Origin of the sequence: Paraburkholderia sp. BR10882 (assembly GCF_040948855.1) — a bacterium.
In the GTDB taxonomy this organism is placed as follows: domain Bacteria; phylum Pseudomonadota; class Gammaproteobacteria; order Burkholderiales; family Burkholderiaceae; genus Paraburkholderia; species Paraburkholderia nodosa_A.
Map to the genome: position 1 here is coordinate 115025 of NZ_JBFPKP010000019.1, position 19273 is coordinate 134297.

The following is a 19273-nucleotide window of genomic DNA, read 5'->3' on the forward strand; positions in this document are numbered from 1 at the left end:
GATGGGGACCGACAAGTCGATGCTGAACGCGTTCGACCCGAGCAAAGCGTCAGCGCTTACCGAAGAACAAAAACGGATGATTGAGCGTCGCCGCGCGCTATTGGGGCCGTCTTACCGGCTCTTCTACGAGAATCCGTTGGAGCTGGTCCGCGGCTCGGGAGTGCGTTTGTATGACAAGGCGGGTAATGAGTACCTCGACGCCTATAACAACGTCGCGTCGGTGGGGCACGCCCATCCTCGAGTGGTTTCCGCCATCAGTGAGCAGGCAGCCATCCTGAACACGCATACGCGGTATCTGCACGACGGCATTCTCGCTTACGCTGAGCGCCTGTTGGCAGCCTTTCCATCGGAGCTGTCGCAGGTGATGTTCACCTGTACTGGAAGCGAAGCGAACGATCTGGCGCTGCGAGTCGCTCGCCGATACACAGGCGGAACCGGGGTTATTGTTACGAAGCTCGCCTACCACGGCGTGACTGCGTCCATCGCCGAAGTTTCGCCTTCGCTTGGATCGGCTGTTCCGCTCGGAGCCGCAATCCGCACTGTTCCAGCCCCCGATTCATACCGTGGAAAGGCGTCGGAAATCGGCGCGGGCTTCGCCGCCGACGTTAAGGCAGCGATTGCCGACATGAAGCGTCACGGCATCAAGCCCGCGGCGCTTCTCTTCGATACGATTTTTTCAAGCGACGGTGTGTTCACCGACCCACTAGGGATGTTGGGCGAGGCCGTGGACGCTGTTCGAGAGGCGGGGGGAATCTTCATCGCAGACGAAGTGCAGGCGGGATTCGGGCGGACGGGCTCCGAAATGTGGGGCTTCCAGCGTCACAGTCTAATTCCCGACCTGGTGACCATGGGCAAGCCGATGGGCAATGGTCACCCGATTGCAGCAATGGTCGCTCAGCCGCGAGTCTTGAAAGAGTTTGGCGAAGAAGCTCGTTACTTCAATACGTTCGGTGGCAACCCTGTCTCGTGCGCGGCGGCTATGGCGACACTGGATGTCATACAGTCGGAGGGACTTCGTGAAAATGCGCGAGCAGTGGGTGAGTACCTGCGGCAGGGATTCCGGGATTTGGCGGAGAAGTACCGTTTCATTGGTGACGTACGCGGCGACGGTCTTTTCCTCGGAGTTGAACTCGTCGACGAGCGCGAGACTAAGGCGCCTGCACGAGAAGCCACGGCATGGTTCGTGAATGGGATGAGGGAAGAACGCGTTCTTATCAGTGCAACGGGCATTAACGGAAACGTGCTCAAGGTTCGCCCGCCGCTGCCGTTCACGACGAAAGATGCTGACCTTCTTCTTGCCGCCGCTCAGCGCGTTTGCGGCCGAATGAATATCCGCTAGCTGCGCAGAACCAGAGAGTCATCTCTTCTTCAATGCGTGTTCTATGGCTTGAGCCAGGCGTACAACGCCTGGCTCAATGTTTTCCAAAGAAACGCCGCCAAAGCCGAGAACGATAGCGTTGACGCGCGCTGTTTGATTCGGGGCCACAAAGTGTGGTCGTCGAAGTATAAGACCAAGCCGCGTTGCCTCCTCGGCCAATCGAGCCATGTCTACGCTCGGGCGGAGCTGACCAAAACAGTGCAGGCCAGCTTTTGCCGTTGACAGCGAAATCTGCTCGCCAATTCTTCGATCTATAGCTACGCGCAGCGCCTCTTGTCGGCTTGCGTACTCGAGCCGCATCCGTCGGATGTGTTGGGAGAAATGTCCGTCTGAAATCAAGTCGGCGAGAGCCGCCTGAATGTGGAGCTGTCCGGGTCGATAGATTTCGGCACATGCGTTCGAAAAGGCCTTTGCGAGAGGGCGAGGGACGACCATGTAGCTCATGCGCATGCCGGGAAACGTCGCCTTGCTAAACGTACCCATATAGATAACGTGACCGTCGGCGTCTAGCCCTTGCAACGATGGCAGCGGTGTACCGTCGTAGCGGAACTCACTATCGTAATCGTCTTCGAGAATCCAGATGCCATGCTCCCGTGCCAGTTCGAGGAGCTCGAGCCGACGCGATAGTGGCATAACAACTCCGGTCGGATATTGGTGCGACGGGCTCACTGCTGCCAACTTCGTGCGGTTGGAAATCTCGCTGTGTCGCAGGTCTGCGCCGCTCGCATCTACCTGGAGCGGCTCAACCACGACTCCGGCAGCAGTCAAGACTGACGGGAATGCCCAATGGCAAGGGTCTTCAACGAGCGCGCGGTCCCCGACGTCTGCGAGCATTCTCGCGCAAAGGTCAATGGACTGGTGCGTGCCTGTGGTAACGATGACTTGCTCTGCGTCGCAGACTACTGACCTAGAAATGCCAAGATAATTTGCTATCGCTTCGCGTAACGGAAAATAGCCAGCCCCATCGCTTGCGTATCCTGCCAAGCCAAGGTTACTTTTCGAAATGTGTCGGTTGAGTAAGCGCTTCCAGATGTGAAATGGGAACAGCGACGCATCTGCCACTCCTGGTACGAAGGCGCCTGCATGTTGGGGCAATCCTCCTCTGCCTCGGCTCAACGCCTCCCCCCTGCTTGCAATCGCGCCCCACGCTTTCACTGGGGTAGAAGGGCCAGGTGCCGCTCGGGGGCTGGCTCCTGTCTCTGCGACAAAGGTCCCGCTACCTGTCGTCGTCGTCAAATACGATTCTGCAACCAGGCGGTCGTACGCCAGCGAGACTGTAATGCGAGAGATTCCGAGCTCCAACGCCAGTTGTCTCGATGACGGCATCTTCTGCCCGGGAACGAGTGTGTGGTCCAAGACTGCGCGACGCACAACTTCGTAAATCTGACGCTGTAAGGACGTGGAGCCGTCCCGAGAGAGGGCCCCCGAAAGCAAGTCAGAGAGCAGGATTTCCTTCATCGTAAGTGGCCTTATGACTGGCATTGTGCTGGCTATATAACTTATAGCCATCGGCTGATATCGTCAATGTCAGATTCGGGCGGATTCGAACAAGGCCCGCAATCGAGGTGCGGTTCGGCAGGGAAGTTGCGCAAGCACGGCGCCGGGCTAGCTGACTATTAAATTGGAGACGTACATGGACGCATCGGTGAGACATCAACCGTTCCGGGCAGCGATTGCAGCCTTTCTGGGAACAATGATCGAGTGGTATGACTTCTATTGCTACGGTACCGCCGCGGCGCTCGTGTTCGGGGAGGTCTTTTTTGCCACTGATGACCCCTTTCTAAGCACGCTTGCGTCGCTTGGCACTTTTGCAGTTGGATTCATCGCGAGACCGTTTGGGGCGTTGATTTTCGGGCATCTCGGCGACAAGATTGGCCGTAAGAAGAGCCTCATCATTACGCTCTTGCTCATGGGCTCCGCAACAACCCTCATAGGGCTCATCCCTGGGTATAAGTCCATCGGATTCGCCGCCGCGGTCTTGCTCGTCACGCTGAGACTGATTCAGGGGATTGCAGTGGGCGGGGAGTGGGGAGGCGCCGTTCTTATTGCTAGCGAGCACGCGCCGGCGAAGTGGCGGACTATCATTGCGTCTGCACCTCAGTACGGTAGCCCCGTTGGTCTTATTCTCGCGACGCTGGTGTTTCGCGCGGTTTCAAGCCTTCCTGAGGCCGACTATCATTCGTGGGGCTGGCGCATTCCCTTCCTGATCAGCGGTCTGCTCGTTGTCCTGGCATTCATCATCCGTCGCACCGTTGAAGAGAGCCCGGAATTGCAGAAGCGTAAGGCTGCTGGGCATATCAGCGATGTCGCGCCAGTTCGGCTGCTTCTTCGCTCTCACAAGAAAGCGTTGCTCCTGGGCATTTCGTTTTGCATGTTGGGCATCTCGGGCTTTTACTTCGTGACGACCCTGATGATTACCTACACGACAACGTATCTGAAGGTGTCGAAGCCGGACATTCTCGACATCATCGCATGGACTGGGGTCGTAGAGTTGGTCGCATATCCAGTTGGCTCTTTCCTCGCACATAAGTTTGGCGAGCGGAAGTTCCTGTTGCTTGTGACGGGCGGTGCAGTGTTGTGGGCACTTCCAATGATGCAGCTGGTGGCCTCGGGCGACTTGCGCAACATAACGATTGCCATTCTTGTTGCGACTGCAATCATTGGCAGTTACTACGCGGTCCTGTCCGCATATTTGCCTCGTGCGTTTCCGGTGGAAATGCGCTACACGGGCATCTCCCTGAGCTTTCAGCTTTGCGGCGCAATCTTTGGTGGCACGACGCCGCTCATCGGGTTGTGGATCGCGAAAACGTGGCCGGCGCAATGGTTGCCGCTCGGAATCATGTTCCTTGTCATCACCGGCGCGACCTTTGTTGCAACCGTTTTCTTGCCCACGCAGGAGTCACGAAAGGGTGCCCACCTCGGACCCGAATCGGAATCGCTGTCTTCTCTCTGAGCGTTTTGCGTTCAGGGGCGACTCTGATATCACTGCTTCAAAGTTTAAAGAGCCAGACTTGGGCGACTTCTTTCCACCCAAATGACGGCCTTTTGCTCCCACTCGACGATAGCCGAATTCTGAACGTGCTCTCGCGATCGTTTACTTTTACACTCAGTAGGCTCAAACATGGCATTCGATGGTGACAAGCTCGCCGCGTTGCGCGAGAAGTTCGGTGGCGCAAACGAGATGAAAATTTATGACCCGCATTTCAACGCGGTCGCGGCAAACGTGATTGATAAGAACGGTACGCGATACGCGCCGTTCGCGGGCGTGTCCACTTTTCTTGATGTTCCATTGCGCAACGTCAACTGGGAACAACCGGAACTCGACGGCCTCGACGGCCTCGACGTGGCGATTCTAGGTGTTCCAATGGACTTGGGCGTGAGCAACCGCAACGGTGCGCGCTTCGGTCCCCGTTCCATACGGACAATCGAGCGTATCGGCCCATACAATCACGTGCTCAAGTCGGTCCCCACGCGTGAAATCGCAGTCGCTGACATTGGCGATGTGCCGTTTCGGTCACGTTTCGACCTTCTCCAGTGTCATCGTGATATTGAAAAGACGATTCGCTCGATCGTAGCTGCGGGAGTTATTCCGCTGTCGGTCGGCGGCGACCACTCCGTCACGCTTCCAATTCTCCGGGCCCTCGGGGAGCGCCAGCCAGTCGGCTTGGTACATATCGACGCACATTGCGACACTGGTGGCCCATTCGACGACTGCAAGTTCCATCACGGCGGACCTTTCCGTCATGCGGTGCTCGAAGGTGTTCTCGACCCGACTCGCACCATTCAAATCGGTATTCGGGGGGCGGCCGAGTATCACTGGGAGTTCTCTTACGAGTCTGGAATGACTGTGGTTCATGCCGAAGACATACACAACTTAGGCATTGAAGGGATTGTCGCGAAAGCCCGAAAGGTCATTGGCGATGGGCCGGTCTACATTTCGTATGACATCGACAGCCTCGACCCTGCGTTCGCACCGGGAACCGGTACACCGGAAGTCGGCGGGCTGACAGTACGAGAAGCACAGGCAATTCTTCGGGGCTTGGCTGGCCTCAACGTCGTCGGTGGCGATGTCGTTGAAGTTGCGCCGCAGTACGACGCGACGACTAACACCGCCCACGCGGGAGCACAGATTCTCTTCGAGATTCTCAGCCTGATTTGCGCGAGTCGTCGCGCATAAGTGACTAGGGGTCATACGTCGAATACCCCTAGCGACAGCGCGCCTGGTAACCGGTCGACGGGTCCTTGGAAAAGGTTGATGTTCAGCGGACCCGTCCAATCAATAGGATTTTTCGAAAGCATGCTCAGGAAACAGTTGAAGGACCCGTCGTTGCTGCGTCATGAGGCGTACATTGGAGGCGAGTGGCAGAGCTCTTCGGACGGAGCAACCTTTGAGGTCGTGAATCCCGCGAACGGCGAGTCGCTCGGGACGGCGCCGTCGATGAATGGAGAGGACACACGTCGGGTTATCGATGCGGCGAGCGCCGCGTGGCCTGCCTGGCGGAAGACGTCCGCAAATGGCTCGTTCTTGTGCATGACAACGCTGATGACATCGCGCTGATTCTCACTTCCGAGCAAGGCAAGCCCTTGGCCTGCGTATTTCGGGGAAGTTGAACGCCCGTTTCGATGAAGTCGAACAGGCCAGGAGGGAGGTGCTGCGTAGTGCTTAGATTGTACTGCGAGTGTTCGAGATCAGGCTACTTTTTGATCAGGAGCGTTCTTCTTTCGCATCGAATCGCCCTTCAATGCAAGCTTGTGAGCTTGATGGACGAGGCGGTCGAGGATTGCGTCGGCGAGCGTGGGGTCTTGCAGCCATGCGTGCCAGTGTTCAAGGGGCAGTTGGCTTGTGATGATCGTGGATCGCGTGCCGACGCGATCGTCGAGCACTTCGAGCAGATCGTTGCGCGCCCCCTGATCAACGTCCTGCAGTCCCCAGTCATCGAGCAACAAGACGTCCATCTTTGCGAGCTGCGCAAGCCGACGTGTGAAGCTGCCATCGCCGTGGGCGATCTTCAATTCCTCGAACAGTCGGGCGACGCGTACGTACAGCACGGAGAAGCCTTGTCGGCAAGCCTGCTGGCCGAAGGCGCAGGCAACCCATGTTTTTCCGGCGCCAGTTGGCCCCGTCAGGATGAGGTTCTGTGCATTGCGGATCCAGTCACAGCTGGCGAGCGTGGCGACGACACTCTTGTCGAGGCCACGGCTCTGCCGGTACTGGATCAGTTGAAGGAGTTCGATCGTCAGGTTCATGAGAACGAGAGTCAGATCGTCGCGTGGCATCGCATGAACGACGATAGCCGTAAGCTGGCCAAGCTGCCAGGAATAGGGCCGATTACGGCCAGTGCGATGGTGGCCTCAATTGGCGACGCCAAGAGCTTCAAGAGCGGTCGACAGGTAAGTGCCTGGCTTGGGCTGGTGCCCAAGCAAAACTCCACTGGCGGCAAGACCGTGCTGCTGGGGATGAGCAAGAGAGGAGATTCGTATCTGCGGACGCTACTGATTCGGGGAGCGCGTTCAGTGATCTACGCGGCGCAGCGAAAGGAGCGTCCAGACGGTTGGCTGAGCAGGCTACTCAAGCGTCGCAACACGAACGTGGCAGCGGTTGCATTAGCCAACAAGAATGCTCGCATTATTTGGGCATTGCTGTCCAATTGCCGCGAATTCCGCGCCGACTACGCGACGGCTTGAAGTAGCCAACGTAACCCCGCAGAACAGGAGCTCTCTAGATTGCTCAGGTGATCATGAATTGATGACAAAACTGGTAAGAACGTGGCCACGGAAATCTGACTCGCACAGCGATCTAGGAGACCGCGCCAAAGCGGGGGCTGAAGCCTGGTCCCAGCGAATATGGTCGATGGGGAGTTTATAGTGGTCAATGGACTCCGACCCTGCCGATCCGTCTTCTGTTCTCCAGCTGCGCATCAGTCTGCGCGGCGTCAGCCCGTCGGTCTGGCGGCGAGTGTTGCTTCCCGAGCAGATCACGATTGCGCAACTGCATCTGGTGGTGCAGCTCGCCATGGGGTGGAGCGACGAGCACCTGCACCGGTTCATCATCCGCGGATGGCGTTACGGTGGACATCGCGACGGTGCGTTCCAATGCTTCGACGGCCCCGACACCCTGTCGCTGGTGGCGTTTGGCCTGCACGAGCATGAGCGCTTTGGCTACCTGTACGACTTCACCTCGTGGTGGTTACATGACGTGCGCGTCGAGCGGCGCACGTACAACCAGCGGTCAAGGCCGCTACCATGCTGCGTCGCGGGCTCCGGGCGTTGTCCGCCAGAAGACAGTGGAGGCCCCGAGAGATACATGAACGCTCTGGAAGTTCATGGCGAGCACGAATTTCTCGAGTGGATCGAGACTTTGCGCGAAGGCAAGATTGACGTGAACGATCTGCGCGCAGAGGTCGACGAATGGTTGGTCTGGCTGGATCGGGGTTTCGACCGGCGTGCAGCGAATGAGAGGCTGCAGATCCTTGCGCGGTAAGCTCATCGTCCGAGCTACGCCGCCGCGGGAGACTGCGATGCAAATCAGCGTGCAGATTGTGGTTCATACCGAAGTCGACGAACAGGCGAACATTACGGAGATAGCCCGATTCGAACGGGACGGATTCCATGCTGGTTCTCTCGGCTTGCATCTTGAGGGGGCAAAGGCGCTGCTGGGCCGGTTGCAGCGTTCGATGATCGATGCCCAGGCCGCCGAAGCGATCGCCCGAGTGAGCGTGTGTCCGAAGTGCGGCTCCCGTCTGACCGTCAAGGGCCACCATCGCCTGGTCTACCGCTCGGTCTTCGGTCGGCTATCGATCGACAGCCCGCGGTTGTACCAATGCCGGTGCTGCGCAAGCGGGCGCCGATCCGTCAGCCCGCTGGCCGGCTGCCTGCGTGAGCGGACGAGTCCCGAACTGCAGTATCTGCAAACCAAATTTGCCGCGTTGATGTCCTACGGGCTCACCGTCCGGGTGCTCGAAGAGGTATTACCGCTTGAGCATGTGCTCGCGGCTACCACGATCCGCAGACGCGTCGACGCGCTGGGCCGTCGCCTTGACAGCTCTATGGCAACGGTCGCTGTCGAGCAACGGCGATACGTCGATCTGCCTGCCGGCCGGTGTGCTATTCCACAGCGAAGTTCAGTGCGCGCCGTGGGAATCGACGGCGGCTATATCCGCCTGGCCGGGCACAGCGGTCGGCAGGACGGCTGGTTCGAAGTCATCGTCGGAAAATCACTGCGCGATGACGGTCGCGGCCACAGCTTCGCTTACGTTCACACACTCGAGCACGAGCCTGCCGATCGAATGCTCGCCTTTCTTGCGCAGGAGGGCGTCGGTGCGGACCAGCCGGTAACCTTCCTGTCCGACGGCGGCGACACCGTGCGCCGCGCCCAGTTGGACTTTGGCGATTGTGGCGAGAGAGTACTCGACTGGTTTCATGTCGCCATGCGTGTGCAGAACCTCGAGCAGATGATCAAGGGGTTGCCGGAGCGTGACGGACGGCCATCCGTTGACGCGCTGGTCAATGGGTTGCGCAGTGCAAAGTGGCACCTTTGGCACGGTTGCCCTTTTCCGGCGCTGCAGCGCCTTGAAAGCCTGGGCTGGGAACTCGCTCCGGATGGCAGTCCCGCGGAGGTCAGGCTGCTGGCCAAACTGGAGGAGTTCGTCGGTTACCTCGAGAACAACCAGCGCTTTATCGTGAACTACGGAGACCGCTACCGTCATGGCGAGCCGATTACCTCGAGCTTCGTCGAGTCAGCTGTCAATCAGGTGGTCAGCAAGCGGTTCGTGAAGCGACAGCAGATGGCGTGGCAACCGGTTCATGCGCACGGCCTTCTGCAGGTGAGGACAGCAGTTCTGAATGAGCAGTTGCGCTCGTGCTTCGAGCAATGGTATCCGGCGCTCGCTGTCAACGATCATGCTCGCGCTTTCGCGGGATAGAGCCCCCGCTTTGGCTCGGTCTCCAAGACACGGGAGCGTGGCCGCCCCCAAATACCGCGCCCCGAAAACGGAGGCGGCGTGGTCGGGGAGGGGGCGTGTGCCAACTGGATCACGGACGCAAAGAACCGCGACAGGTAACTCATTCGTGACTGACATCAGCGCGACTCCGCCAAGTCGGCCAAATGACCCTGATCGACCCGTTGCTGCCGGCCGAGTCGTCGGGAGATGGCCGACTACCACCCGATGAGGTCGACCGAGGTCGATGTTTTCGCCCAGGTCCGGGCGAAAAACCACGCACTAATTCAGGGCCTGTGCGGCGCGCCGCCACACTACAATTAATCCGTAGCGTCAAATTGCCGCTATGTGATGGGGAACCTCACCCCAGGCGAAAGATTTGGTACGCTCGGCCACCTAATCGTGGCACTGCCTGTTGCAAACTGGTCGCGCTCGACCAGCCGCCGGTGAAGAGCGGCGATGGCTCGACGTTCCTCTGTAAATTTTTTTACGTATCGCCGATACACGTGCTCAACCGCCACCGTCAGAAGATCGGTGCCTGGCTCGGGATGCTTGCCATCCTGCTGAGTGTGGTCGCGCCTGTGGTGTCCCAGGTGCTGCGCGGCGCGCATGGCGATGTCGCGCGTCACGAGCATCATTCCCATCACCATCATGCGGCGGTCGAGGTCGCGTTGGATGCCCATGCCGGGCACCACCATGGCTCCGATTCGTCGTCGCTGTGCGACGCGTGCCCCTATTGCGGACTGTTCGCGCACTCGCCGGCCTTGCCTGGGGTGGCCGTCGCATCGAGCGTCGCGCCGCAGCGCCCTTCCTTTCCTGCCCCCCTCGTCACCGCTGCGTTCCGCCCGTACACGGTGCTGACGCCGGCTCAGCCGCGCGCTCCGCCCGCCTCATCCTGATCTTCGCAGACGTTTTCCAGCCAATGTGGCGATGCCGGTGAACGGCATCGCTGCGCTGGCGCGCACCTGCTCTGCGCCAGCCTGCCAGGACTTCCTCGTCCACACCAGGGGCCGCGTGCGAGGGCGCCTCACCACAATTCGATCAGGATCTGGATATGCGAACCACTCTCAAACGGGGTGCCGCAGCGCTGTGCGCGCTTGCGCCGTGCCTGGTTTCAGTCGATGCGTCGGCCCACGCGGTGGTCGGCGATCGTGTATTCCCTGCCACGCTGGCGGTCGACGATCCCGGCGTCGGCGATGAATTCAACCTAGAGTACGGCCACATCAAGACGCCCAACAGCAATGGCAACGACACGAACATCAACACGGTGTCGTACGAGTGGGACAAGCTGATCACGAAGAATCTCGCGTTCAGCGTCGCGAGCAACTACGCGAGCCTGAACTCGCCGGACGGCAACGCGAAGGGCTGGGACAATTTCACGCTCGGCGTCAAATATCTCGTCTACGCAAACCCGCAGCACGAGTTCATGGCGTCTGTCGGGCTGCTTGCCACGCTTGGCGGCACCGGCGCCACATCGATCGCCAACCCGTTTTCGACCTTCACCCCGACCGTCTATTTCGGCAAGGGCTTCGGCGACCTGCCCGCGTCGCTCGGCTACCTGCGGCCGTTCGCCATCACCGGCACGATCGGCCCGAATCTGACGACCGCGTCATCGGACCAGGGGCCGAACTCGCTCGGCTGGGGCGTCACGCTGCAGTACAGCATTCCGTACCTGCAACAGCAGGTGAAGGATCTCGGGCTGCCCCAGCCGTTCAGCAACCTGATTCCCGTCGTCGAATTCCCGATGAGCACCTGCACGGCAGGCGCGTGCGCCGGACAGACGACGGGCACGATCAACCCCGGCGTGATCTGGATCAATCGCTACGGGCAGTTCGGCGTCGAAGCACAGATTCCCGTCAATCGCGCGACCGGCACGCACACGGGTATCCTGGTGCAAGCCCATATCTACTTCGACGACATTTTCCCGAACTCGATCGGCAAGCCGCTGTTCTGACCTATGAGGAATCCTTCATGAAACTGCATACGACCGCGCGCGGCGCCGTTGCCGCGCTCTTGATCGCTGCCTGTCAGCTCGCGCAGGCGCACGCCTACCCGATCCATGAGGCGCCGGGGGCTGGTTCGACCGTCACGGGCCCGCAAAAGGAAGTCGCGATCGACTTCGACGACGGACTCGAACCCGCATTCAGCTCGATCACCGTCACGGACGCGCAGGGCAAGTCCGTGACGAGCGGCAAGGCTGTTGTCGCCCCGTCGAACAGGAAGCACATGTCCGTTGGGCTCAACACGCTGACGTCGGGCGAGTACACGGTAGCGTGGGTTGCCGTAGCCGATGACGGGCACCGTACGCAGGGCCACTACACGTTCACGGTGAAGTGAGCATGGAGCCGCTCGTCGCCGCGCAGACCGCCGTGGCAGCCGTGCAGAACGTGCTGTTCGCGACGGCTGCGGGCTCCCTCGCGTGCGCCGTGATGGGGAAGCGGAGCGGTATGGGCGCGCCGGCCACACTGCGCGGTTGGCAGGCGGGCCTCGCGCTCGCGTTGGCGCTCACGGGCCTCGCATACCTCTGGCTGCAGGCCGCCGTGATGAGCGGCTCGCCATTTGCCGAGGCCGGCCCCGCAGTCATGGCCGTGCTCACGGAGTCGCACTACGGTGTCGCGTGGTCGGTTGGGTTCAGCGGCGCGCTGCTGGCGACGCTGAGCCGCCTCTTCGACCGTCGCGGCCTACCTCTCTTCGCCGCGGGCCTCGTCGCGTGGGCGGCGGGCAAGGCCGCAGCCAGCCACGCAGCCGACGCGGGCGACTTCTCGGTGCGAGAAGCGATCCACGTCGTGCATCTGTGCGCGACGGCGCTTTGGGCCGGCGGCGTGATCGTCGCGGCGGCCGTGCTCCGGCGCTCGCCGACCGCTCATGTAGCGGCCGAAGAAAGGGTGAACTTCTGCGACGAGCTATCGCATTTGGCGACGGCTGCGCTTGTCGTCGTGTTGGTCACCGCTCTCTACAACGTGATGCAGGACACCGCGCAGGCAAATGTCCCGTTTCTCAGCATGGGATGGGGCCGGATATTCACGGCGAAACTCGTGTGTGTCGCAGCGGCCGTGGCATTGGGCGGCTGGAACCGGCTGGTGGTTCTGCCCGATCTGCGCGGGCGGGCGCAGCAGGACGGCCTGGCGTTCATGGCCGCACAAGAGCGCTTCAACGCGTGGCTATCCGTAGAAGCGCTCGCCATGTTGGCCGTTCTCGCATTCGCTGCCGTGCTGGGCCATACACCTCCGGCAGGCGGTTGACGACGCCAGCCCTCGCATTTGCCTGACGTCCATCGCAGCGACGCCTCGTATCCATCCACGGTGCGTGCATTGGGTATCGCCTTGGCTCCCCTGTCCATGGCCCAGGGAACGCGCCGCGTTGGCCCATGACGGGTCTAATGCTTTCCGACCTCGAAGGTCCGCCGATTGAGTAGAACAGCCGTTCGAATGGCCGAGTAGCGGCGATGGCAAACGTCAGTTCCTGGCCGAATTCACGCATTCGCCCTCATAAGACGGCCACCGCGCGCGTGGCCGCCCCTTTGCTCAGTTCGCCATGCGTCGTTGCGCGCCCATCGAGCCGCCTGCTAATCGCGGACAAATTCTTGTCACACACTTTGTCTGCGCCCAGGCCGAGAATTCTCCCGGTTAGTGCCACAATAAGCACGCGTTAGTGCCAGCAATATCCCGTCACGGAGGCGGACGTGGTTCACATCGCAAATACAGCGGTTTGCGCGACGGTGAACGGAATTAACGCATCCCGTTTCTTCCGATATGTTGCGTCGGTTCTTGTTGGTGCGATGTTGGCACCAGGTTCGGCGCAGGCTCAGTCCCTTTCGTTCGACTCATTTGCTGTGCCCTCCGGCAGCGCACCGCACGATGTCGCGCCAGAGCCTGGCGGCACCGTCTGGTACACCGCGCAGGCGCAAGGCGCAGTCGGAAGGTTGGACCCGCGCAGCGGCAAGACCGAGCGGATCCCGCTCGGCAACGGATCGGCGCCGCACGGCGTGATCGTCGGTCCGGATGGAGCAGCATGGATCACCGACGGCGGGCTGAACGCGATCGTACGCGTCGATCCGAAGACACTCGCTGTCGCGCGCTTCCCGTTGCCTGAAGACCGACAGAACGCCAACCTGAACACGGCGGTCTTCGACAAACGGGGGCACCTTTGGTTTACCGGACAAGGCGGAATCTATGGTGAGCTTGACCCGCGCAGCGGCAGCATGCGCGTGTTCGATGCGCCGCGAGGGCCGGGCGCCTATGGCATATGTGTCACCCCTGATGGCAGCTTGTACTTCGCGTCATTGGCTGGCAGCTACCTCGGCCGCATCGATCCGGTGAGCGGCGCGGCGGAGGTCATCGAGCCGCCAACACCGAAACAGGGAGCGCGCCGGGTATGGTCCGATTCAAAAGGACGCGTCTGGATCAGCGAGTGGAACGCAGGAAAGGTGGGAGTGTTTGACCCGGCGACGCATCGGTGGCGCGAATGGAAACTCCCGGGCTCCGATCCGCATGCTTATGCGATATTCGTTGACGACAGAGACATCGTCTGGCTCAGCGAATGGAGCACTAATGCGCTAGTGCGCTTTGACCCAAGAACCGAACGATTCGAGACGTTTGTGCTGCCGCGGCCACACGCGAACGTACGCCAGATGATGGGCCGGCCGGGAGAAGTCTGGCTGTCGGAGTCTGGCACGGATCATCTGCTGCGCTACCGGTCCAGCGCAACGATTGACGGCAGCAAGTGAGACCACTGCAACCGTTGTTCTCTCCAGGCACCTCCAATGACAGACGATTCCGATTCCGATCCCGACAAACTGAAGGGTCCTGGTGGCATGACGCTGCGGCAGATCCACGAACAGGTACGCAAATCCGTCCAGCGGGATCGCGAAGCGCAGCCCGCGCCCAACGCGCCCACGCCTAAAAGCCGATGGCATCGGTGGGTACGGTACGTATGGGGCCGCAGCGGGCGACGCTAGCTGCTGACAGGCAGCCTGTGAGTGCCACTGACCGGCGGCTCGACTGTTTCCGCCGTCATGCGCTCGCATGAATGTCTGCTACGACGCGGATTGCGGTCGTTGCGGATGCGAGCGTGTGCGTCGCCTTGTGGCCGATCACTGCGCAACGCGGTCGACGTTCGTCGACCCGATATAGATAGTCCGTTCCGCTTTCGTTGATACTTGTTGCACTGGCAGCTTGCTGCCAGTGCAGGCGGAACATGCACCCGCGGGCTACGAATAAGTCGACCCAAACGCCTGGACGTTTGCCGCTTTAGCTTCGAGTCCGCGGGTGCGCTTGCGCTCGTCAACGAATACTCAGGGTTCGCCGTCGCACCGCCCATCACTCTCAGGGGTTCACATGTCACCTCTATCGGATCAGCACTTCGCTGCGTATGTCGGCATCGACTGGGCAGACACCAAACACGATATCTGCCTGCAGGCGGTAGGAGGATAAGAGACGCGAGTTCAGTTGCATTCCTCACCAGGCCACACAATTGATCAATGGGCGAAGTCGTTACATCAGCGCTTTGGCGGCCCGATCGCGGTTGCCCTGGAACTGGCCCAGGGACTGATCGTCTCCGCCTTGCAAAAGTACGACTTCTTCACACTGTTCCCAATCAATCCATCGACGCTCGTCAGGTACCGTGAGGCATTCAAGCCGAGCGGAGCCAAGGACGATCCCACCGATGCTGGACTGGCACTCGAGCTGCTGTTGCGCCATCCCGAGCGATTTGCTCCGCTCAGACCGCAGAGCGCAAGCATGCGTTCCCTAATGACCCTGATCGAGCAGCGACGTGAACTGGTTGGTGCGATTCACTAATCGCTTGTGCAATACGCTCAAGCAGTATTATCCGCAGGCGCTGGAATGGTTCGAGCATATCGACACGGTGCTGTTCTGCGACTTTATTGCCCGGTGGCCCACACTATCAGCGGTCAGGCACGCTCATCTGAAGATTCTTGAGGCATTCTTCCATTCGCATAACTGCCGGCGACCTCGACTGACCGAAACGCGTCTGGAGTCGATCCGCTGCGCGAACTCACTTACCGACGATCCCGGTGTCGTCTCACCGTGCCGGTTACACGCCCTGACACTCGCAGCGCAGCTTCGCACGGTACTCAGCGTGACGCCCGTGCGGCTTCTGGCGGGGCTCGTCGAACTTTATGTGTCGCTCGAACTGTGCGAAGCGCTGATGCTCGCGTTCGCCGCCGAGAACGAGGCACGCGTACGCGCAGGGCTCGCCGCGCGCACGAATGTGCAAGAGCCGTTGGCCAGCCTTTCGCAACAGCATCGTGCGATGCGCCAGGACGAGATCACCGCGGAGATCGTCGAGCTGACCACGGGACGTGAGGCGGCGCGGCGCGCGATGAATTGATCGACATCAGCTGCGCGGCGTTGCGCCGAGCGATGCTTGAAGCGGCGCAACGAGCAGAACGCTCGCCAGGAGGCGGTGATGAAATCCGATGAAGTATTGAGAGACGAGGTGACATGCGAACTCGCGTGGGATCCTGAGGTGGATGTCTCGCGCGTCGATGTCGGTGTTCAGGACCGTATCGTAACGATATCGGGCACGGTAGCACGGCTACGCGCAAAAAATGGCCGTCCAGCGCGCTGTCGAGCGTGTGGCCGGATGCCGGGCAGTCGTCATTGACCTTACGGTTTCCCTGCCGCCCAGGGTTCAGCATTCGGATGTCGATCTTGCCGAAGCCATCATGGCTGCACTGCGCTGGCAGGCGGGTCTCGCCGAGACCCAGGTTCACGTCGAGGTGGAGCGCGGCTGCGTCACGCTCGTTGGCGACGTGGAATGGGGCAACCAACGCAATCTGGCAGAGAGAGTGGTGAGCCGCATGCACGGTGTGATGGGCGTGGTCAACCGGATTGCCGTGCGCAACAGCGACGCCGTGGCTCACGTTGCCGAGCATATTTCGGCGGCTCTGGCGCGCCGCGCACAGCGGGAGTTCGCGGGCATTCATGTCACGGTCCAGGATGGCGTAGTGACGCTGAGCGGCAAGGTTTCGTCGTTGCGTGACTGGCGTGCGGCATGCGGCGCCGCCTGGGCGACGTGTGGCGTGCGCCGCGTCGTGGACGAGCTGGTCGTCGAGTAAATCGGGGAACGGGCAGGACGATCCTCGCATGATTGACGTGTGTCAATCGGATAGCGGCTGGCGCGCGCACGGTGAACCTGTTCGTGCAGCGGTTTTTTTTAAAAGGAGCCACCGCCATGCAGAAACATCTGATCGTGATCGCGCATCCATTGGAAGACAGCTTCACGATGAGCGTCACGTGTGCTTATCTGGGGGAACTGGTTCGCATGGGCCATGACGTGCGTATTCATGACCTGTACCGCCTGGGGTTCAATCCCGTGCTGTCCGCCGATGAATTGACCGAGGGAAGCGACGTGCACGTTCGCATGGCCGACGTCGTGATCGCGCAGAAAGACGTGCTTGCCGCGGACGTCGTGACGGTCGTCTATCCCCTGTGGTGGATGGCGATGCCGGCGATGATGAAGGGATATATCGACCGCGTGTTCAGCCGGGGCTTCGCGTACGAGACCCAACCGGACGGCGTGCACGGCTTGCTGTCGGGGCGCCGCGCTGTCGTGGTGACGATCTCGGCCGCTCCACTGGCGTCGTTTGTGCAGGACGGCCGGTGGCAAGCGATGCAGCTGCTGCAGGACACGCACGTTTTCCGCGCATCCGGTTTCGATGTGATCGGGCACCTGCATTTCGACGAAGTCGGCCCGGCAATGCCACCCGCTACGGCCTCCGCCAACCTCGCGCGGGTGCGTGAATTCGTTCGCGGACATTTCGCTTCGGTACCGGCGGCGTGAAGCCTGGCTGAAACGAAACGGCAGCGGGGCGAAATGAGGAGTGGACTGCAATGAAATCGGATCTGGAACTCAAGCGTGACGTAGAGGCCGAGGTCGCATGCGACCGGTCGATCCAGCCGGCGACACTCGGCGTTGAGGTGTCGAACGGCGTAGTAACGCTGTCGGGGCATCCGGCGAGCTATGCGGCCAAGGTCGCTGTGCAGAGGGCGACCGCCCGGGTGGTTGGCGTGCGCGGGATCGTCGTGGAGATGGAGGTGCGTCTGGCGCTGCACGATTTGCGCAGCGACGAAGACATTGCGAATACGGCGGGCGCGATTCTTGAATGGACCGTCGGCGTCAACAGCCTGGACGTACAGGTCGAGGTCGAGAAGGGCTGCGTCACGCTGCTCGGCGAGTGCGATTGGGGGTATCAGAGCCACGCCGCGCAGCAAGCAATCGCGCATTTGCTCGGTGTGACGGGCGTGAACAACAAGATCCGCATTCGCGGCGCGACCTCGGCCGAAGACATCGCACGCGGAATTCGCGCCGCGATCGGGCGCCACGGCGAGCGGGAAGCGAAGCACGTGGACATCAAGATCGAGGGGGACACGGTCATCCTGACCGGAAAGGTCGCTTCGCATGCCGAGCGCAAGCTCGTCTACGGCGCGGCCAAGGCGACGCCGGGCGTGCACACGATCGTCAACCTTCTGAGCGTCGAATGAACCAGGGGCCACCGCCATGTATCACTTCTTCCGCCGGTTTGAACGCCTTGCGTTCGGCATCGTGACAGCCTCGGCCATCGTCTGCGCAGGCGTTCTCGCTGTCCACCGGTTCGGTGACGCGCTGGTGGCGGACCTCTTGCCCCAGCATGCCGGGAGCGCGGGCGTCCCGTTCGCACTCGTGTGTGAAGAGGGGAGCCACGTTGGCTCGTGCGAACAATTGCTCGCCGTAAGGAAGGATGTGCAATGAACGCTGCCACGCTTTGTACACGCGAAGTCGCCACCTGCGACCCGCAAACATCCATCGTCGAAGCCGGGGCGAGAATGCGCGCGCTGGACGCCGGAGATCTGGTGGTGGTGCAAGACAAAATGGGCGTGCGCGTGCCCCTCCGCGTGCTGACCGATCGGGACATCGTGCTGGCCGTGGTGAGCCCGCACGCGAAGGCGGGCGAGCTGTACAGCCGGCGACGTGATGTCGACACCCGCGTTGGTCGCAGATGGCGCCGACGATATCTGGCTGCTCGCGAAGCGCATGCGCCTGCATGGTGTGCGCCGGTTGCCCGTGACCGGCGAAGACGGCGGCTTGATCGGCGTCGTTTCGCTCGACGATCTGCAGCTCGCACGGCGTGCGCCGATCTCAACCTGTGCGATTGCCGCGCGAGACATGCGTGCCGACGCGGCGGTCGAGAAGGTTTCCCGCTTCGTGCTGACGATCAAGGACGCACTCGGCGCGCGCGAGCGTGAGGCAGCGGCCAGATGAACCGCGCCCGGGAGCCTGGTATGCGCGCGCAGCGTTTCGATTGCGTCCTGGTCATCAAGGCGATCACCGAACGAGTGAGTCCGCGCATCTTTCGGGTGATCGCGCTGCCGGCTCCTACGGAGCGCGAGAAGTCGCAAATGTACGTACAGCGCTATCTGCCTCATCTGCCGGCCGCGGGCGAAGTGGCGATATTCGGTCGCAGCTGGTACAACCGCGCGGGCGTCGAACGGGTCATGGGATTCTGTACGGACGACCAGTTCAGGTCGTTCCTGAAAGACGTGCCGCTCGTCGAAAAGGCAGTCATCGACTCAGGCGTGATTCTGCTTAAGTATTGGCTCGAGGTGAGCCAGGAGGAACAGACGCGGCGTCTGGAGGCGCGCATTCACGACGCGCGCAAGACGTGGAAGCTTTCCCCGATGGATCTTGAGTCCTATCACCGCTGGTATGACTACTCGAGAGCGCGCGATGACATGTTCGTCGCAACCGACACCGAATTCTCGCGATGGTTCGTCGTGAATTCGAATAACAAGAAGCCGCGAGGCTCAACGTAATCAACGACTTGTTAAGCAGATGGTATGGACGCCTCCCCCCGGAAACGGGCCGTCGTGGAAGTGACGGACCGGGCGCGGGAGACTTGGCACGCGTCGGTCTGCGTATGCCAAAGTAAGGGTGCTCGTCAACCGCGCGTCAAGGA

At 61.0% G+C, this 19273-nt stretch carries 17 protein-coding genes and 5 pseudogenes; 20 read left to right on the forward strand and 2 right to left on the reverse strand.

The window, feature by feature from the left end; translation table 11 throughout:
• Position 1: 1 nt before the first annotated feature.
• On the forward strand, positions 2-1339 hold the full coding sequence (locus tag AB3X99_RS33110; protein ID WP_368619332.1) for an aspartate aminotransferase family protein: 1338 nt from the start codon (positions 2-4) through the stop codon (positions 1337-1339).
• An 18-nt stretch (positions 1340-1357) separates the two neighbouring features.
• Here AB3X99_RS33110 and AB3X99_RS33115 read toward each other — a convergent pair whose 3' ends face one another.
• Positions 1358-2887 (reverse strand): PLP-dependent aminotransferase family protein, encoded by a 1530-nt coding sequence (locus AB3X99_RS33115; RefSeq protein ID WP_368619333.1) that lies wholly within the window; start codon positions 2885-2887, stop codon positions 1358-1360.
• A 124-nt stretch (positions 2888-3011) separates the two neighbouring features.
• On the opposite strand from AB3X99_RS33115, the gene AB3X99_RS33120 reads away from it, so the two are divergent.
• From AB3X99_RS33120 to AB3X99_RS33130, 3 genes and pseudogenes are all read left to right on the forward strand, one after another.
• Positions 3012-4331 (forward strand): MFS transporter, encoded by a 1320-nt coding sequence (locus tag AB3X99_RS33120; RefSeq protein WP_368619334.1) that lies wholly within the window; start codon positions 3012-3014, stop codon positions 4329-4331.
• Positions 4332-4499: 168 nt separating this feature from the next.
• The gene (speB, locus tag AB3X99_RS33125; RefSeq protein WP_368619335.1) at positions 4500-5555 is read left to right on the forward strand and encodes an agmatinase; all 1056 of its coding nucleotides are present in this window, start codon (positions 4500-4502) and stop codon (positions 5553-5555) included.
• A gap of 120 nt (positions 5556-5675) precedes the next feature.
• Positions 5676-5968 (forward strand): annotated as a pseudogene (locus tag AB3X99_RS33130) (aldehyde dehydrogenase family protein); the annotation flags it as partial.
• 99 nt (positions 5969-6067) lie between these two features.
• Here AB3X99_RS33130 and istB read toward each other — a convergent pair.
• A pseudogene (gene istB, locus AB3X99_RS33135) lies at positions 6068-6595 on the reverse strand (IS21-like element helper ATPase IstB); the annotation flags it as partial.
• On the opposite strand from istB, the pseudogene AB3X99_RS33140 reads away from it, so the two are divergent.
• From AB3X99_RS33140 to AB3X99_RS33215, 16 genes and pseudogenes are all read left to right on the forward strand, one after another.
• Positions 6581-7063, forward strand: a pseudogene (locus AB3X99_RS33140) (IS110 family transposase); the annotation flags it as partial. The pseudogenes istB and AB3X99_RS33140 overlap by 15 nt on opposite strands.
• Before the next feature lie 187 nt (positions 7064-7250).
• Entirely contained in the window at positions 7251-7859 is a 609-nt protein-coding gene (locus AB3X99_RS33145) for a plasmid pRiA4b ORF-3 family protein (protein WP_368619336.1), read from the forward strand.
• Between the two features lie 37 nt (positions 7860-7896).
• A complete protein-coding gene (locus AB3X99_RS33150; RefSeq protein WP_368619337.1) occupies positions 7897-9300 on the forward strand; it encodes an ISKra4 family transposase in 1404 nt (467 codons plus the stop codon).
• Positions 9278-9547, forward strand: coding sequence for an H-NS family nucleoid-associated regulatory protein (locus tag AB3X99_RS33155; RefSeq protein ID WP_368619338.1), 270 nt, complete (start codon positions 9278-9280; stop codon positions 9545-9547). Before AB3X99_RS33150 ends, AB3X99_RS33155 begins: the two co-directional genes overlap by 23 nt.
• A gap of 214 nt (positions 9548-9761) precedes the next feature.
• Complete coding sequence (locus AB3X99_RS33160) at positions 9762-10214, forward strand: DUF2946 domain-containing protein (protein WP_368619339.1); 453 nt, start codon at positions 9762-9764, stop codon at positions 10212-10214.
• A 155-nt stretch (positions 10215-10369) separates the two neighbouring features.
• Positions 10370-11269, forward strand: a complete 900-nt coding sequence (locus AB3X99_RS33165) for a hypothetical protein (protein WP_342949694.1) — start codon at positions 10370-10372, stop codon at positions 11267-11269.
• A gap of 17 nt (positions 11270-11286) precedes the next feature.
• Entirely contained in the window at positions 11287-11652 is a 366-nt protein-coding gene (locus AB3X99_RS33170) for a copper resistance protein CopC (RefSeq protein ID WP_368619340.1), read from the forward strand.
• 2 nt (positions 11653-11654) lie between these two features.
• Positions 11655-12557 carry a CopD family protein gene (locus tag AB3X99_RS33175; protein ID WP_368619341.1) on the forward strand — a complete coding sequence of 301 codons (903 nt, stop codon included), beginning with the start codon at positions 11655-11657 and terminating at the stop codon, positions 12555-12557.
• A gap of 536 nt (positions 12558-13093) precedes the next feature.
• Positions 13094-14041, forward strand: a complete 948-nt coding sequence (locus AB3X99_RS33180) for a lyase (protein ID WP_368619354.1) — start codon at positions 13094-13096, stop codon at positions 14039-14041.
• A gap of 721 nt (positions 14042-14762) precedes the next feature.
• A complete protein-coding gene (locus AB3X99_RS33185) occupies positions 14763-15113 on the forward strand; it encodes a transposase (RefSeq protein ID WP_368619342.1) in 351 nt (116 codons plus the stop codon).
• Complete coding sequence (locus tag AB3X99_RS33190; RefSeq protein WP_368619343.1) at positions 15088-15666, forward strand: F0F1 ATP synthase subunit gamma; 579 nt, start codon at positions 15088-15090, stop codon at positions 15664-15666. Before AB3X99_RS33185 ends, AB3X99_RS33190 begins: the two co-directional genes overlap by 26 nt.
• Positions 15667-15744: 78 nt before the next feature.
• A pseudogene (locus AB3X99_RS33195) lies at positions 15745-16396 on the forward strand (BON domain-containing protein).
• Between the two features lie 71 nt (positions 16397-16467).
• Complete coding sequence (locus AB3X99_RS33200; protein WP_368619344.1) at positions 16468-17121, forward strand: NAD(P)H-dependent oxidoreductase; 654 nt, start codon at positions 16468-16470, stop codon at positions 17119-17121.
• Between the two features lie 50 nt (positions 17122-17171).
• Positions 17172-17822 carry a BON domain-containing protein gene (locus tag AB3X99_RS33205; protein ID WP_368619345.1) on the forward strand — a complete coding sequence of 217 codons (651 nt, stop codon included), beginning with the start codon at positions 17172-17174 and terminating at the stop codon, positions 17820-17822.
• 469 nt (positions 17823-18291) lie between these two features.
• On the forward strand, positions 18292-18579 hold the full coding sequence (locus tag AB3X99_RS33210; RefSeq protein ID WP_368619346.1) for a CBS domain-containing protein: 288 nt from the start codon (positions 18292-18294) through the stop codon (positions 18577-18579).
• A 53-nt stretch (positions 18580-18632) separates the two neighbouring features.
• A pseudogene (locus AB3X99_RS33215) lies at positions 18633-19144 on the forward strand (polyphosphate kinase 2); the annotation flags it as partial.
• Positions 19145-19273: the final 129 nt, after the last annotated feature.

Excerpts from the sequence above, each read along its gene's own strand:
- AB3X99_RS33110 (WP_368619332.1), top strand. The coding sequence starts at position 2 with ATGGGGACCGACAAGTCGATGCTGAACGCGTTCGACCCGAGCAAAGCG.
- AB3X99_RS33115 (WP_368619333.1), bottom strand. The coding sequence starts at position 2,887 with ATGGCTATAAGTTATATAGCCAGCACAATGCCAGTCATAAGGCCACTT.
- AB3X99_RS33120 (WP_368619334.1), top strand. The coding sequence starts at position 3,012 with ATGGACGCATCGGTGAGACATCAACCGTTCCGGGCAGCGATTGCAGCC.
- speB (WP_368619335.1), top strand. The coding sequence starts at position 4,500 with ATGGCATTCGATGGTGACAAGCTCGCCGCGTTGCGCGAGAAGTTCGGT.
- AB3X99_RS33145 (WP_368619336.1), top strand. The coding sequence starts at position 7,251 with ATGGACTCCGACCCTGCCGATCCGTCTTCTGTTCTCCAGCTGCGCATC.
- AB3X99_RS33150 (WP_368619337.1), top strand. The coding sequence starts at position 7,897 with ATGCAAATCAGCGTGCAGATTGTGGTTCATACCGAAGTCGACGAACAG.
- AB3X99_RS33155 (WP_368619338.1), top strand. The coding sequence starts at position 9,278 with ATGCTCGCGCTTTCGCGGGATAGAGCCCCCGCTTTGGCTCGGTCTCCA.
- AB3X99_RS33165 (WP_342949694.1), top strand. The coding sequence starts at position 10,370 with ATGCGAACCACTCTCAAACGGGGTGCCGCAGCGCTGTGCGCGCTTGCG.
- AB3X99_RS33170 (WP_368619340.1), top strand. The coding sequence starts at position 11,287 with ATGAAACTGCATACGACCGCGCGCGGCGCCGTTGCCGCGCTCTTGATC.
- AB3X99_RS33175 (WP_368619341.1), top strand. The coding sequence starts at position 11,655 with ATGGAGCCGCTCGTCGCCGCGCAGACCGCCGTGGCAGCCGTGCAGAAC.
- AB3X99_RS33180 (WP_368619354.1), top strand. The coding sequence starts at position 13,094 with ATGTTGGCACCAGGTTCGGCGCAGGCTCAGTCCCTTTCGTTCGACTCA.
- AB3X99_RS33205 (WP_368619345.1), top strand. The coding sequence starts at position 17,172 with ATGAAATCGGATCTGGAACTCAAGCGTGACGTAGAGGCCGAGGTCGCA.
- AB3X99_RS33210 (WP_368619346.1), top strand. The coding sequence starts at position 18,292 with ATGTCGACACCCGCGTTGGTCGCAGATGGCGCCGACGATATCTGGCTG.